The sequence below is a fragment of the Arthrobacter sp. NPDC058127 genome, from assembly GCF_042884555.1.
Taxonomy (GTDB): Bacteria; Actinomycetota; Actinomycetes; order Actinomycetales; family Micrococcaceae; genus Arthrobacter.
Genome location: NZ_JBHVTT010000007.1, coordinates 38,739 through 52,574, shown reverse-complemented (window position 1 = coordinate 52,574; position 13,836 = coordinate 38,739). Strand labels below are relative to the sequence as shown.

Sequence of the window (13,836 nt, the reverse complement as noted above, 5' to 3'; positions counted from 1 at the left end):
GAGGTCAGCCGCCGGTGATGCTCGACGGCGGCTGGGTGCCATAGTCGGACAGCCATCCCTTGTCGAGGTCTGCCTTGGTGACCTTGGTCGGGTCCGAGGCGACCAGCGCCGGCGCGGTCTTGCCGAGGACGCCGTATGCTCCCGCCAAGGCGAGACCCTTGCCGATTCCGAGGGATCCGTTTCCGACCATTCCGGCCACGTTCGTTCCAGAGGCCATCGAGGCCGCGAGGGTGGTGTCCAGGTCGTTCGTGACCACCTGGATGTCGTTCCGCCCGGCCGCCTTGATCGCGGCCACGACGCCCTGCGCAGCCGTCGCCCAGGACACGTAGATGCCCTTGATGTTCGGGTTCTTCGCGATCATGGCGGCCGCGATCGTCTGGGTGGCCGTCTCATCGGCGAAGCCTTCGGAGTCAACGATCTTCATGTCGGGGTATTCGTAGGCCAGCCAATCCTTGAACGACTTGTCCCTCTGGTTCGTGAACCAGAAGTTGGCGTTGTACGAGATATAGCCCACCTCGCCGGTCTTGCCGAGGGCGTCTCCCAAGATCTCGGCGTTGGCTTGCCCTGCCTCGGTCAGGTTCTCCGTCACGATGGACACAAAGTCCTTGCCGGCCTGGTATCCGGCGGGGGGCGTCGTCATAATGACGAGCTTCGTTCCCGCGTCGACGGCGGGCTTGAACGCCTCGGCGGCGGAAGTGGGGTCGACCGCGATGGTAACGATGATGTTCGGGTGCAGCGCGAGGACTGTCTGAACGTTGTTGGCCTGGGTAGCGGCGTTGAAGTTGGCCTGCGTGCTCGCGACGACGTCGATCCCGAGGTTCTTGAACTCCTCACGCGCGCCCTTCTCGACGGCGGTCACGAAGTCCGAGGACGTGTGCCAGACGAAAGCGGCGGTGTACTTGCCGTCCTTCACCTTCGCCTGCTCGCTACTCGTCAGCGAAAGCTCCGAGAGCGCACCGGGCTTTTCGCCGTTCGGACCTGCGAACTCCAGGCTGGGCTTGGCTGCGGGCCCGGATGAAGCGGCCGTGCCGCCGCCTCCGCTGGAGCAGCCAGCGAGGGCGAGCGTGATCGCAAGTGCGCCGACGGCGGCACGAAGGCCGAACCGTCGGACCGTGGGTGCTGTGCTCATGGGGGTCTACCTTCCGTGACCGGGTGGGATGCCAGTTCCGGTGACAGGTAGCGGTTGGTCCGTGGCCTGTCATCTTCGACTGTGCGTAATCCATTTTGATTTCAGTGCGCAAGTAAAGTCAACCCCTCCGATTGTAACGAATAGGTCTCGGAGGGTTGCAGACGAAGATGCGGGGCATCCTCCGCCCTGCACTTTCGCCCCGTTCGCGACTCTTGCCGAGAGGTCTGAGCGGCGTCATCGCCCGACCGTTTGGGCCCCGTAAAATCAGGGCTGTGGGTGATTTTCAGTCACGCGGGACAAGGCCAACCGCGCAGCCGCCTCCGCTGGAGCATCCCGCCCGGCGCGTGTTATCGCAAATGAACCGGCCAGTAAATCAATCCCCGAGATGGCTGGATCGCCACGGCGATTTAGGCTAACTTTGAATTCACACTGATTGCAAAAGGAGACCCCGATGGTTCAAGACACTAGAGAGCTGAACCGCAAGGCGGTCTTGACGGCCCTAATGATGTCGCGACCTGCCAGCCGCAAATGGATTGCCGAAGCATCAGGCATCTCCGCGGCGACAGTCACCCGTGCTGTCGACCAGCTGATCGCTGAAGGAATCGTCACCGAGACTGCCGAGATCATCTCCGAATCTCGCGGACGTCGGGCCGTCGAGCTAGACGTGGTGTCCAATCGCAGTTTCGTCGTCGGCGTGGACCTCGGAGCGTCCAACGTCCGTCTCGTCGTCGCCGACCTGCTTGCTCGTCCGCTCCTTGCCCTCGAGATCGCGACGCCCACTGCGACGACTGCGCGCGAGCTTGCAAACTGGTTGGCCTCCACGGCGCGCACATCGGCCGGAGACGTCTGGGATCGGGTCGAACACCTCTGCGTTGGCCTGCCAGGGGCTGTGAGTCAGCAGAAGCGCACAATTTCCAACGCACCCAACTTGGCCCAGATCGAGGCGCCAACGTTCCTGGACGACGTCGAGAATGCCATGGGCAGGCCAGTCGGCTTCGACAACGACGCCAACTATGCGCTCCTCGGTGAACAGCATTTCGGCGCGGCACGTTCCGCGCCCAACGCTGCAATGGTCACGATCGGTTCCGGGCTCGGTGCCGGCCTGGCGATCGATGGCCGAATCCTTCAGGGCGACCACGGACTAATCGGTGAATTCGGGCAGCTGCCCGTCGGCCCCCTTGGGACTCGCCTTGAGCACATGGTCACCGGCGCCGGGATCATCCGCCGTGCCGCCGAGTCGGGCATCGATCTCGCCGCCCCTAGCCAGCTCTTCGCAAGCGATGCGGGCCCCGGGCTGAAGGCATTGCGCGCCCATTTCGATCAAGCTCTTCTGATCGTTCTCACTGCCACAACGGTTTCATGCGATCCGCAGACGATCGTCCTCGGCGGCGGCATCGCGAACTCCCTCGCGTCGACACTTGACCGCTACCAGGCGGCTCTGGAGCAGAATCTCCGCGCGTCTCCCCGGCTCGCTGCTGCCGAGTTGGGCGACTTCTCGGGTGCTGTCGGAGCCGTGGTCGCCGCACTGCACAGGGTGTACGCGGATCTCGGCATAGAAGAGGAAGCCTTCGTCAGCCTTCCCGGCGGCGACGCGCTTACTCACGAGCGGGTACAAGCCGCGAGAGGTTGACGAGGCCTATCGGGGTGCCTCGAGAAGGCCGGGCGGCCACAACGCCTGTTTCGGCACTGGCAGGTGTGGCTGGTGCCGGCATGCGCTTACGGCCAACGAGGCGTGGATTGTAAAAAAGAAATTCTCGGCTCCAGATGCCGAGGCTGGGAAAGCTCACAAAACCGTTTGAAGGGTTGCACGAGGGTAAAGATGAGAAGACGAATGCTTGGCCGTGCGGGCCTGTCGGCGTCATCAGTGGGCATCGACATCAGCACGATGGATGTGTGCACTAGACAGCCCGATTGCGGGCCCGGTTTCGAAACCGCCTTGGAGACCATCCGGAGGGTGTTGGAAGGACCTTTCAACTTCATCGATGCGAGTGGTGAATCCTGGCAAGGAGCCGAGGGAGAACGGTGTATTGGGCGGGCCATCTCTGAAGCAGGCGGCTTGCCCGATGGATTTGTCCTGACCCGTAGCGTGGGACCCGCCTTAGCGCTCGACTTCTCGGGGGACGGCATTGTGCGCGCCGTGGAAGAGAGCCTTCAGCGCCTTGGCCTCGATCTTCTCCCGCTCGTCTTGCTGCGTAATCCCGAAGAGTTCAGCTTTGAATCAGGAACGGCGCGTAGCGGCCCTCTTGCAACGCTCGTTGGGTTGCGGGATCAGGGCTTGATCAATCATCTTGGCATTGCGGGCGGTCCGATAGATCTCCAACTGAAGTACCTGCAAACTGATGCGTTCGACGCGGTGATCAGCCACGTTCCGTATAGCCTGCTGGACCGGGCGGCCGAGCCGCTGATCCAGAATGCCACCTCCCGGGAGGTGGCGTTCGTAAATGCCGCGCCATTCACCGGCAGATTACTTCCGGATGGGGCGGGAAGGTCTACCCAGGGCGTGGACTGGGAGAGGAGCCCGGCACGTCTGGAACGCAGCGATAAGATGCGGTTGATCTGTGCGGCGTATGGCATCCCCTTGGCGGCAGCTGCCCTGCAGTTCTCGACGCTTGATCCACGGATTACTTCAACGATCGTCGGCGCCAGCACCCCGTCGCAAGCCGATTTTGTCACGGACCTTGCGCAGTGGAGGATCCCCTCTGGCGTCTGGGACGACTTGCTTGATCTAGTGGAGGAATCTGAACTGGCTATAAGTTGCCGTGATCATGTCGTTCCGGCCACGGATCCACTGCCTTACAGGGATCAGCGTGTGACCTTCCCCGCCCCAGTCCCTCTCTGAGTCTCGGCAACTGCCTCCTCTTGGGCTTGCCGAACGATGTCGGAACCGAGCATCTGGTGCTGTCCATTCCCTTGCCGCTTGGGAAGTGCCTTGTGCCTGCATCAGAGGATGTCAGTGACGTCTCGGAAAGGGTCCAGTTTCGGGTCTTTGGGATCGAGTTCCGTGACGAGCAGATCGATCCTGGTCATTGGAAGGGCACGAGCGACGGACCGCGTACCGAGCTTCGATGAGTCCGTGGCAATGACGACAAACTGGGACGCGTCCGCCATCGCCTTCTTCACCTCAACCTGAGCCATTGTGGGTTCGCTGGTGCCGATGACCGGGTCGATGCAAGTCGTCGAGAGAAAACATGTATTCAGCAGGAAACTGGACAACGAAGCCACAGCCAACGGCCCGACGAGGCTGGCGTTTTGCTCCTCGGATTCCCCTCCGGTGAGGTACGCGCGTATCCCTGGCCGATGTTGAAGGGCCGTGAAGGTGGCCAGTCCGTTCGTGATGACCGAGAGTTGCTCGACGTCCTTTAGCGCGCTTGCGAGCTGAAAGACCGTCGTTGATGCATCGAAACCGATGGCCTGGTTTGACTTGATCAGGGGCACTAACTTCTCGGCGATACGTCGTTTTGCAGCAAAATGCCGACCTTGGCGCTGATGAAAATCCTCGGTGCCGACGTAGACCGCACCGCCCCGGACACGCCGAGCGATCCCTTCCTGTTCCAGGAAATCGAGATCGCGGCGAACGGTCATGGGGTGCACTTCGAGTTTTTCAGAGGCTGCGACCAAGTCAACCGTGCCTTCCTCGCGAAGAATCACCCTGAGCATTTCTCGGCGTTCTTCAGTGGCTGCAGAGCCGCTTAGCGTCATGTCTTCCCCTCGCTTGTTATGAGCGTAATCCTAGCCGACATTTGTTAGTTCATGTTTAAATGCCTTGCGTTGGATGAAATTCGTTGATAAATTTCACAACATGTACCACTCGGTGCATCGCCGTCTTTCAGTGTCGAGAGTGAGGATCCATGCCTGCGTTTATAGCGGTTGACCTTGGAGCCACGAGTGGACGGGTCTGTTACGGAATCATCGAAGACACACAGATCGAGCTGAAAGAAGTAACACGATTTAGCAACGCCCCGCTCCTGATCGCGGGCGTTTTGGAGTGGGACACCACCCGGTTGTTTCAACAGACGCTCGTCGGTCTTCGCACAGCTGTTACGTCGCTGCGCGAACGGGGCCATTCGGCCAGTGGCGCAGGCATCGACAGCTGGGGTGTCGACTACGGCATCGTCCGCCCTGGCGGACAGGACCTTCCTCCTGCGCGCCACTACAGGTCAGCTCCGTCCGAGACCGTTGAACGGCTCCGTCGGCGGATTCCGGCCCGGGTCGGTTACAGCATCACAGGGGTCAACCCCCTCCCCATCAATACCCTTTACCAATTGTCGGACGCTGCCGAGCGCGGTGAACTGGCGGGCGGGGAGAAAGCCCTGCTGATCCCGGATCTGTGGGTGCACGGTCTCACAGGCACTTTCGGCGCGGAGCGTTCAATAGCGTCGACCACCGAACTCGTGGACGTAACTACCGGTGGATGGTCTCCGCAACTGGCCTCACGGGCCGGCATCCCGCTCTCGGCCCTGCCACAGTTGTGCGATACCGGGACCGTGGCCGGGGAAATTCTTCCTGCCGTCCGCGGCGCCATCTCAGCGGCCGAGCCGCTGACGGTGTATCGCGTCGCCGAACATGACACCGCTTCGGCCGTGCTGGCGTTACCCGCCGAAGAACCGTACGCCTTCATCTCGTGCGGCTCGTGGTCGCTCGTGGGACTCGAACTGGACCGGCCGATACTGACCGAGGAGGCACGATCAGCAGATTTCACGAATGAGCAAGGCGCCTACGGCGCAACACTTTTCATGAGGAATCTGGCAGGTCTGTGGCTGCTCGAGGAATGTGTCCGACAATGGAACCGAGACGATCGTAGCCGCTCCACAATTCCGGATCTCCTCCGGGCAGCCCAGGATGTGCCGGCTCATCAATTTGTCATCGACGTCGGCGACCCTGTGTTCCTGGAGCCTGGCGACCTTCCCGCACGAATTGCAGGCTATTGCCAACAAAGCGGTCAGCAGATTCCCGAAAGTCATGCCGAAATGACCAGATGCATCGTAGACAGTCTGGCGCTGGCATACCGCGCAGCGATCACCGCGGCCCGGGAGATCAGCGGGGAACCCGTCGAGGTGATCCACATGATCGGCGGAGGTTCCAGAAACTCGCTGTTGTGCCAGCTGACCGCCGACGCGAGCCAGCGCGCAGTTCTGGCCGGTCCCGCCGAAGCCACGTCGATGGGCAATCTCTTGGTCCAGGCCATCTCGACGGGTGCCGTCGAAAATGTCGCCCACGCCCGCAAGATCGTTCGGGCCAGCACCGAACCGTTGCGGTACAACCCGGCCTCCGACAGGTCCTCATTGCTTGCCTGGCAGACAGCCGCGCAAAAACTGCACTACCTCCAAGCCGCGCGAAAGGAAAAGTCGTGAGCCATAAAATAGCCGACGACATTGTCAGACTCTGCCGAACCCTAGGAGAACCCGGGCGGGACCTGGTGATCCTTGCTGAAGGAAACGTCTCCGGTCGAGCCACCCCGGAGACAATGTTTGTCAAAGCGTCAGGGGCAAACATGGCGACCGCCACCCGACAAGACTTGGTTGAGGTCCGGCTGGCCCCGCTTCTGGCCCTCCTGAATGATGACACGGCCGATGATGAAACGGTTGCGCGCGTACTGATGGAAAGCCTCGTCGACTCCGAAGACAAGAGGCCCTCCGTTGAGGCTTTGCTGCACGCTGTCTGCCAGGAATACGGGGAGACGCCGGTTGTCGCGCACACCCATCCCGTCAGCGTCAATGCGTTGCTCTGTTCGGACCAAGCCACGGAGCTCGTCTCAGGAACCCTCTTTCCAGACCAGGTGGTGGTTCTGGGCAAGCGCCAGCTGCTCATTCCCTACACCGACCCGGGGCTCCAACTGGCCCGCAGCGCACGCCGCGAACTTCAGCGCCATATCGCCGCTTTCGGCGGGCCGCCGAAGGCTCTTTACCTTGTCAATCATGGAATGTTTGCCTTGGGTCAATCTGCCACGGAGGCTCTGCAGATCACAGAAATGGCTGTGAAATGCGCCCGTATCATCGGCGGCGCCCTTTCCATCGGAAACACTACACACCTGTCCGAACCAGACGCAGAGCGCATCGACTCGCGTCCGGACGAACACCTCCGCCGCAAGGAGCTTCTCAGTCCCGGCGGCCCACACCAGTGAACTCAGAGCCGGCCCGGCTCATTCTGAACCACAGCTGACCCAACTGACGGCCAATAAAAAGCCGAAACCAGCCTTACTACATCGATCGGGAGATCCCATGTCTGAATCTGATAAGCACGAGAAAATTTTGACACGCCTGGCTCAGCAGCATATTGAGACCCAGAGTTGGGGGTACGTGAGCACCGGAACACGGTTCAAGGTGTTCAACACCCCGGGGACACCGCGCGACGTCTGGGAAAAGATCGATGACGCCGCGCTCGTGCACAGACTCACCGGAGTTGCTCCTTCGGTTGCCCTACACATTCCCTGGGACCAGGTCGACGACTATGGCCGACTCTCTGACTACGCCAAAAAGGAAGGTCTGGTGATCGGTTCAATCAGTCCGAACCTGTTCCAGGACGATGACTACAAGTTCGGCTCGCTGACGAACCTCGACCCCAAGATCCGGCGCAAGGCGATCGAGCACTCGATCGAAGTCGTTGACGTCATGCGTTCGGTTGGTTCCACCCAGATGTCCATGTGGCTGGCCGACGGCACCAACTACCCCGGCCAGGCCGATTTCCGTCGGCGGCGCCACTTCCTTCGTGAAGGCCTGCAGGAGATCTACGCTGCGCTCGACGAGGACATGACCATGGTGCTCGAATACAAACTCTTCGAGCCGGCTTTCTACCACACGGACATTGCCGACTGGGGGCAGTCGCTCTCCTTCTGCCAGAAGTTGGGCGATCGTGCGAAGGTGCTGGTCGACCTGGGCCACCATGCCCTCGGTGTCAATATTGAGCACATAGTCGCAACCCTGCTTGACGAGAACCGCCTGGGCGGCTTTGACCTTAACGGTAAGAAATACGCCGATGATGACCTGTTTGTCGGCGCCATTAACCCCTATGAACTCTTCCTTATTGCGGTCGAGCTCGTTGGCGGAGAGGACGATGCAGACCCGCGCGTCGCTGAAACGGCGCGCAACGTCCTCTACAAGATTGATCAGTGCGCGATGATCGAGGACAAAATTCCCGCCATGCTACGCAGTGTCACGGCGATGCAGGCCGCCTTCGCGAAAGCCCTGCTCGTGGACCGCGCGGCTCTCTCCGCCGCCCAGGAAGCCGGGGATGTCGTGACGGCCAATGAAGTCCTGACCGATGCATACGAAACGGACGTTCGTCCGCTGCTGCGGAGGCTGAGGGAGCGTCAGGGAGTGGTGGCAGATCCGCTTGGTGCCTACCGTGATTCCGAGGACCGTAAGCAGCGCATCAGTGAGCGTGTCGGCACTCCGGCGGGCTGGTGAATCCGGATGTCCACTGCAACAAAGGCTGACGGACACACGCGCTGGTACGTTCCCGATGCGTACATTCCTTCTGAAAGCTCCTGCGGGCAAACGAGCCACGAATCGATCTGCCTGCTAAACGTAGGCAGCTCCGCTGCTGAAGTGACCTTCGCAGCCTACTTCGCCGACGACGAACCGCGTCTTTCGGATCCGGTTCTCCTGCCCGCCGAGCGGGCGTACCACCTCAGGACCGACGATCCGGACAAGCTGGGTGGCCTACGCATCCCCGCAGGAGTCCCCTATGCCCTTATGGTGACAAGCGACATCCCCGTGCTCGCTCAGTACAGCCGCCTGGATACCACGCAGGGCGCCTACACATTGATGACCGCCACCCCCACGGGAAGGGATTGATCCGCTTGTCGAGTCACTCTTCCACGTCAACCGTCGGCGATGTTGTGCTTGAGCTGTCCGAAGTCTCGAAGTCGTTCGGGGCGGTACGGGCGCTTCGAAACGGCGAGCTGACGCTCAGGGCCGGCTCCATTCATGCCTTGATGGGTGAGAACGGAGCCGGCAAGTCAACAATCGTCAAGATCATTGCAGGTCTGTACCACCGGGATGCCGGTTCGTTCACCCTCGACGGAACCGAGGTGGATTTTCGATCCACTGCCGAATCCAAGAATGCCGGCATCGCCGTCATCTACCAGGAGCCGACCCTCTTTCCTGATCTTTCCGTCACGGAGAATATCTTCATGGGCCGTCAGCCCATGAAGTCCTGGGGACGGATCGACCGGGCGGCGATGAGAAAGCACGCGCAGGAGCTATTCAGCCGCCTAGATGTGCATATTGATCCTGACCGGCCCGCTCAGGGGCTGTCCATCGCAGATCAACAAATCATCGAAGTTGCCAAGGCGATGTCGCTGGATGCGAAAGTCCTGGTCATGGATGAGCCGACGGCGGCGCTAAGCCTCGCCGAGGTCGACCGGCTGTTTGCCATCGCCAGGGCGCTCCGCGACGAGGGGCGTGCGTTGCTGTTCATCTCGCACCGCTTCGAGGAAGTTTATGCGCTCTGCGACACGGTGACCGTGATGCGCGATGGTGAGTACATCTCCACCGATCCGATCGATGAGACGGACGTCCCTTCGCTCGTGCGAAAGATGGTCGGACGGGATGTGGCTTCACTCTTTCCAAAGGAAGAAGCGACCATCGGTGACGTCGCCTTAGAGGTCCGCAACCTGAACTCCACTGGAACGTTCCATGACATCAGCTTCACCGTCCGCGCCGGAGAGATTGTTGGCCTCGCTGGCCTCGTCGGCGCCGGGCGCAGTGAGGTCGCCCGAGCCATCTTCGGCGTCGACAACTACGATTCGGGCCATGTATCGGTGTACGGCGAAAGTGTTCCGAGAAAGAACACCGCAGCAGCCATGAAGCTCGGTGTTGCCCTCGTACCAGAGGACCGCCGGCAGCAGGGCCTCATCCTGGACTTCGGTGTAGCACGAAATCTGACGCTGTCCATCTGCCGAGGTCTCGCTCGTTTCGGTCTCCTCTCCTCCAAGGCGGAGAACCTGGCGGCCGACGGATGGGCCCGGCGCCTGCAGGTCAAGTCCCATTCCCTGGCGACGGCAGCAGGAACGCTCTCGGGCGGCAACCAGCAAAAGATTGTCCTAGCCAAGTGGCTCGCGGCTCAGCCTCGGATACTTATCGTCGACGAGCCCACCCGCGGCATCGATGTGGGAACCAAAGCGGAGGTCCACCGCATGCTCTCACAACTTGCGGGCCAGGGGCTCGCAATCCTCATGATTTCCTCAGAACTACCGGAGGTACTCGGCATGGCCGATCGTGTTCTCGTCATGCGTGAAGGAAGAATCACGTCAGAGATCCCCCGCGCAGAGGCGACGGCGGAAACCGTGATGTTCGCGGCAACGCACGACAGGCAACAGGTCCTGGCCGCCACGAACGTGATGGAGCCGACGCAGTGACGGCCCTCATCTCCCCCGCACGCAAGAACCCCGCAGCGCAGGCTATCGAAACACTACTGAAGTCCCGAGAAACGGGCATCGTTCTCGCCCTCCTGTTAGTCCTTGTGGCGACAACGGTTCGAAGCCCCGCGTTTCTCGTCAGCACCGACGGGTTCCGGGACCTCCTCCTCACTCCGGCAATCTTTGTGCTCCTGGCCATCGGACAGGCGATGGTCATCATTACCCGCAACATTGACCTTTCAGTCGGTTCCGTCGTCGGGCTCACCGCCTATCTGACGGGACGCCTCTTCATTGATTTCCCTGGGATGCCGATTCCGGTCGTCATTATTGCCGGAATCGCCCTCGGTGCTCTCCTCGGACTGATCAACGGTGCACTGATCGCCTACGCAAAGGTGCCCGCGCTCGTGGTCACCTTGGGCACGCTCTACATTTACCGGGGTGTTGACGTCTGGTGGGTCGGGCGCAAGCCGATCAACGCGTCCGACATGCCACGCGACTTCCTTGGCTTCGGTGTCAGCTCGTTCCTGAACATTCCCACACTGGCCATCATCGCGGCGCTGGTGCTCGTCGCCGTCGGATGGTGCATGAAGACCACGCGTGGGGGCCGCGAGCTTTACGCCATCGGCTCGGATCCCTCAGCAGCGACACTGTATGGTCTGCGCATCACGAAACGGGTAATACACGCCTTCGTTGCATGTGGGGCGCTGACCGGCCTCGCCGGCGTCCTGTTCGCCGCACGTTATGGGACGGTCGATTCGCAGGCTGGAACCGGCTTTGAACTCATCTCTGTCGCGGCCGCCGTCGTCGGCGGAATCGCTATCTTCGGCGGAAGCGGAAGCGTGCTTGGAGCCGCGATCGGTGCCGTGCTCCTTTTGACCATCAACCGGGCCCTGCCGCTTCTGGGAGTGCAGGATTTTTGGCAGCAGGCGGTCGTTGGAGCCCTCATCCTCGGCGCCATCGCGCTGGATCGAGTTCTCTCCCTTCGCCAATTCCACAAACTCATCGAGATCAGGGACAACGCAAATGACTGACTCATCCACGTCCTTGCAGGCCGCCCCGTACCGGAGCCAAAGCTATCCGTACTACAGTTCTCCGGCGTGGAAACGGTTCTTCCTCACCCGCGAATTCGCCGTCGTCATCGCCTTGATCATCGTGGCTGCCGTCGCGTCGATGTCGATCCGCAAGTTCTCCAGTCCCCTCACCTTGGGATACTTGCTGCTGGATGTCACCCCGATCCTCCTCATTGCCCTGCCGATGGCCTTGATTCTGATCTCAGCGGAAATCGACCTTTCGGTGGCAAGCATTGTCGGACTGAGCAACGTCACGCTCGGGGCCTTGTTCGACGCCGGTTGGCCCATTGAACTCGCAGCGCTGGCAGCGCTCGTGCTCGGCATTGTCTGCGGAGCCATCAACGGTTTTCTCGTCACCGTCGTCGGGCTACCTTCCCTCGCCGTGACAATCGGGACGCTGGCGCTTTTTCGTGGAATCGCTGTCGGCATTCTGGGAACGAGATCCGTTGTGAACTTTCCCGAATACTGGACCACACTAACGACGTCCGTATTCGGCAAAAGCGGTATCCCCTACGTCATGGTTCTGGTCGTCGTTCTGGCCCTGGCCTTCGTCCTCCTGCTTCATTTCACGCCCTTCGGACGCGGGATATTCGCCATCGGGCGAAACCGGGAAGTCGCAGCCTTCTCCGGTGTGAAGGTTCAGCGGACAAAGTTCATCCTCTTTGTCCTGTCGGGGCTCGTCGCGGCACTTGCAGGCATCTACTTCACATTCCGCTACGGGAGCGCGCGCGGTGACAACGCACAGGGACTGGAGCTGACCGTCATCGCCGCGGTACTTCTCGGCGGCGTCTCCATCTTCGGCGGGAAGGGCGCCCTTCACGGAGTGCTCGCGGGGGTCCTGTTGATCGGCACGCTTCAAAGTGCCCTGCGTTTCGTCAACGTAACCTCCGACGTCATCAACATTATCGTCGGCGCACTGCTGGTCGCGTCGATCGTGTCACCAAGCTTGCTTACCTGGCTCAAAGGGAAAATTACCCGGGCCGCCAAGGAGGGGACATCGAAAACCCCAGCCCGTCATGCGTAGGCGAACGTCCGATCCAGTCTTATCTCACTTTTGTCCGTCATTGAAAGGAAATAAAGAAATGTCGCTATTCACATCCCGAGGGACACGTGGCTCTCGTCTGGCCGCACTAGCAGCGGTCGCCGCCACCGTGGCCCTCGTCACCTCCGGCTGCGGCGCAGGAGAGACGTCCGGACCGTCAGGCTCTTCCCAGGAGAGCACCGCCAAGGACCTGAGCATTGGCTTCCTGCCCAAGGCGCTGGGCAATCCCTACTTCCAGGATGCAGCCAAAGGCAGCGAGGAAGCGTCAAAGGAGCTCAAGGGGACGTTTGCTGAGGTCGGTCCCGCTGTTTCGGCAGCAGATGCCCAGGTCAGCTTCATCAACACCCTCAGCCAACAGGGGGCTTCCGGAATCGTACTCTCAGCCAGTGACCCCACTGCTCCCGGCTCGGCCCTGACTGCGGCACGGAAGGCCGGAACAAAAGTAGTGACCTTCGACTCCGACGTTGAGCCTAAGTTCAGGGACTTGTTCATAGCCCCGGCGACTGATGAGAGCATCGCGAAGATTCAGGTGGACTTGCTCGTAAAGCAGATCGGCGAGAGCGGAGAGGTCGCGATCCTCGGTGCATCCGCAAACGCTAAGAACCAGAACGCTTGGATTTCCGGAATGAAGACCGAGCTGGCCAAAAACCACCCGAACCTGAAGCTGGTGGACACCGTCTACGGCAATGATGACGACCAGGAGTCGTTCAACAAGACCGCCGCCTTGCTGCAGTCCCATCCTCAGCTCAAAGGCATCATCGCCTGCACGAATGTGGGCCTCGCGGCCGCGGCACGCTATATCTCCGACTCGTCATTCAAGGGCAAGGTCGCTTTGACTGGCTTGGGCACACCGAATGCGACGCGGGATTACATCAAAAACGGCACCGTCTCAGCCTTTGCACTGTACAGCCCGAAGGACATGGGCTACCTGGCCACCTACGCGATCGACGCGCTCGGTAAGGGGACGATCAGCGGCAAGGAAGGCGAAACGTTCACGGCCGGGCGGTTGGGGAAATACACGGTTGGGAAAGACGGCGTCGTTAACGTGGGTGACCCGATCGTCTTCGACAAGAGCAACATCGGCAATTACGACTTCTAAGTCAACACCACCTCGGCGTGGGGTGCCGCTGGCGGGGAAATTGACCCTTCCAGCGGCAAACCCCTCCGTCCGATGAGCGGGACTGCGAGTTGTCCCGCCAGCAGAGTAACGCTGACCAAACAGCCGCTGAGCACCTCA

The 13,836-nt window shown here is 60.9% G+C and carries 12 protein-coding genes; 10 read left to right on the top strand and 2 right to left on the bottom strand.

All coding sequences use genetic code 11. From position 1 onward, the window contains the following. Positions 1-4 precede the first annotated feature (4 nt). Entirely contained in the window at positions 5-1,129 is a 1,125-nt protein-coding gene (locus tag ACFVTG_RS11880; protein ID WP_390280613.1) for a substrate-binding domain-containing protein, read from the bottom strand. A 451-nt stretch (positions 1,130-1,580) separates the two neighbouring features. Here ACFVTG_RS11880 and ACFVTG_RS11875 point away from each other — a divergent pair, with 451 nt between their 5' ends. Together ACFVTG_RS11875 and ACFVTG_RS11870 are read left to right on the top strand one after the other, a co-directional pair. Then, complete coding sequence (locus ACFVTG_RS11875) at positions 1,581-2,759, top strand: ROK family transcriptional regulator (RefSeq protein WP_284755810.1); 1,179 nt, start codon at positions 1,581-1,583, stop codon at positions 2,757-2,759. 234 nt (positions 2,760-2,993) lie between these two features. After that, positions 2,994-3,968: an aldo/keto reductase gene (locus tag ACFVTG_RS11870; RefSeq protein WP_390280611.1), complete on the top strand. Its 975-nt coding sequence runs from the start codon at positions 2,994-2,996 to the stop codon at positions 3,966-3,968. A 101-nt stretch (positions 3,969-4,069) separates the two neighbouring features. Here the strand turns inward: ACFVTG_RS11870 and ACFVTG_RS11865 are convergent, their stop codons facing one another. Beyond that, on the bottom strand, positions 4,070-4,828 hold the full coding sequence (locus ACFVTG_RS11865) for a DeoR/GlpR family DNA-binding transcription regulator (RefSeq protein WP_390280609.1): 759 nt from the start codon (positions 4,826-4,828) through the stop codon (positions 4,070-4,072). A 149-nt stretch (positions 4,829-4,977) separates the two neighbouring features. Here ACFVTG_RS11865 and ACFVTG_RS11860 point away from each other — a divergent pair, with 149 nt between their 5' ends. The 8 genes from ACFVTG_RS11860 (at position 4,978) to rhaS (ending at position 13,698) form a co-directional block, all read left to right on the top strand. After that, a complete protein-coding gene (locus tag ACFVTG_RS11860) occupies positions 4,978-6,480 on the top strand; it encodes a rhamnulokinase family protein (RefSeq protein ID WP_390280606.1) in 1,503 nt (500 codons plus the stop codon). Continuing rightward, a complete protein-coding gene (locus ACFVTG_RS11855) occupies positions 6,477-7,250 on the top strand; it encodes a class II aldolase/adducin family protein (RefSeq protein WP_284755805.1) in 774 nt (257 codons plus the stop codon). The genes ACFVTG_RS11860 and ACFVTG_RS11855 overlap by 4 nt, the downstream gene beginning before the upstream one ends. A 97-nt stretch (positions 7,251-7,347) precedes the next feature. Further along, on the top strand, positions 7,348-8,532 hold the full coding sequence (gene rhaI, locus ACFVTG_RS11850; protein WP_284755803.1) for an L-rhamnose isomerase: 1,185 nt from the start codon (positions 7,348-7,350) through the stop codon (positions 8,530-8,532). A gap of 6 nt (positions 8,533-8,538) precedes the next feature. Then, the gene (locus tag ACFVTG_RS11845; protein ID WP_284755802.1) at positions 8,539-8,922 is read left to right on the top strand and encodes a sensory rhodopsin transducer; all 384 of its coding nucleotides are present in this window, start codon (positions 8,539-8,541) and stop codon (positions 8,920-8,922) included. Between the two features lie 5 nt (positions 8,923-8,927). Then, entirely contained in the window at positions 8,928-10,487 is a 1,560-nt protein-coding gene (locus tag ACFVTG_RS11840) for a sugar ABC transporter ATP-binding protein (protein WP_390280603.1), read from the top strand. Continuing rightward, on the top strand, positions 10,484-11,518 hold the full coding sequence (locus ACFVTG_RS11835; protein WP_284755798.1) for an ABC transporter permease: 1,035 nt from the start codon (positions 10,484-10,486) through the stop codon (positions 11,516-11,518). Before ACFVTG_RS11840 ends, ACFVTG_RS11835 begins: the two co-directional genes overlap by 4 nt. Next, a complete protein-coding gene (locus ACFVTG_RS11830) occupies positions 11,511-12,581 on the top strand; it encodes an ABC transporter permease (protein WP_284755796.1) in 1,071 nt (356 codons plus the stop codon). Before ACFVTG_RS11835 ends, ACFVTG_RS11830 begins: the two co-directional genes overlap by 8 nt. A gap of 58 nt (positions 12,582-12,639) precedes the next feature. Then, positions 12,640-13,698, top strand: a complete 1,059-nt coding sequence (gene rhaS, locus ACFVTG_RS11825; protein ID WP_390280599.1) for a rhamnose ABC transporter substrate-binding protein — start codon at positions 12,640-12,642, stop codon at positions 13,696-13,698. The last annotated feature ends 138 nt before the right edge of the window (positions 13,699-13,836 follow it).

Bases quoted from the DNA above. Each gene is read 5' to 3' on its own strand.
- ACFVTG_RS11880 (WP_390280613.1), bottom strand. From the start codon at position 1,129: ATGAGCACAGCACCCACGGTCCGACGGTTCGGCCTTCGTGCCGCCGTC.
- ACFVTG_RS11875 (WP_284755810.1), top strand. From the start codon at position 1,581: ATGGTTCAAGACACTAGAGAGCTGAACCGCAAGGCGGTCTTGACGGCC.
- ACFVTG_RS11865 (WP_390280609.1), bottom strand. From the start codon at position 4,828: ATGACGCTAAGCGGCTCTGCAGCCACTGAAGAACGCCGAGAAATGCTC.
- ACFVTG_RS11860 (WP_390280606.1), top strand. From the start codon at position 4,978: ATGCCTGCGTTTATAGCGGTTGACCTTGGAGCCACGAGTGGACGGGTC.
- rhaI (WP_284755803.1), top strand. From the start codon at position 7,348: ATGTCTGAATCTGATAAGCACGAGAAAATTTTGACACGCCTGGCTCAG.
- ACFVTG_RS11845 (WP_284755802.1), top strand. From the start codon at position 8,539: ATGTCCACTGCAACAAAGGCTGACGGACACACGCGCTGGTACGTTCCC.
- ACFVTG_RS11830 (WP_284755796.1), top strand. From the start codon at position 11,511: ATGACTGACTCATCCACGTCCTTGCAGGCCGCCCCGTACCGGAGCCAA.
- rhaS (WP_390280599.1), top strand. From the start codon at position 12,640: ATGTCGCTATTCACATCCCGAGGGACACGTGGCTCTCGTCTGGCCGCA.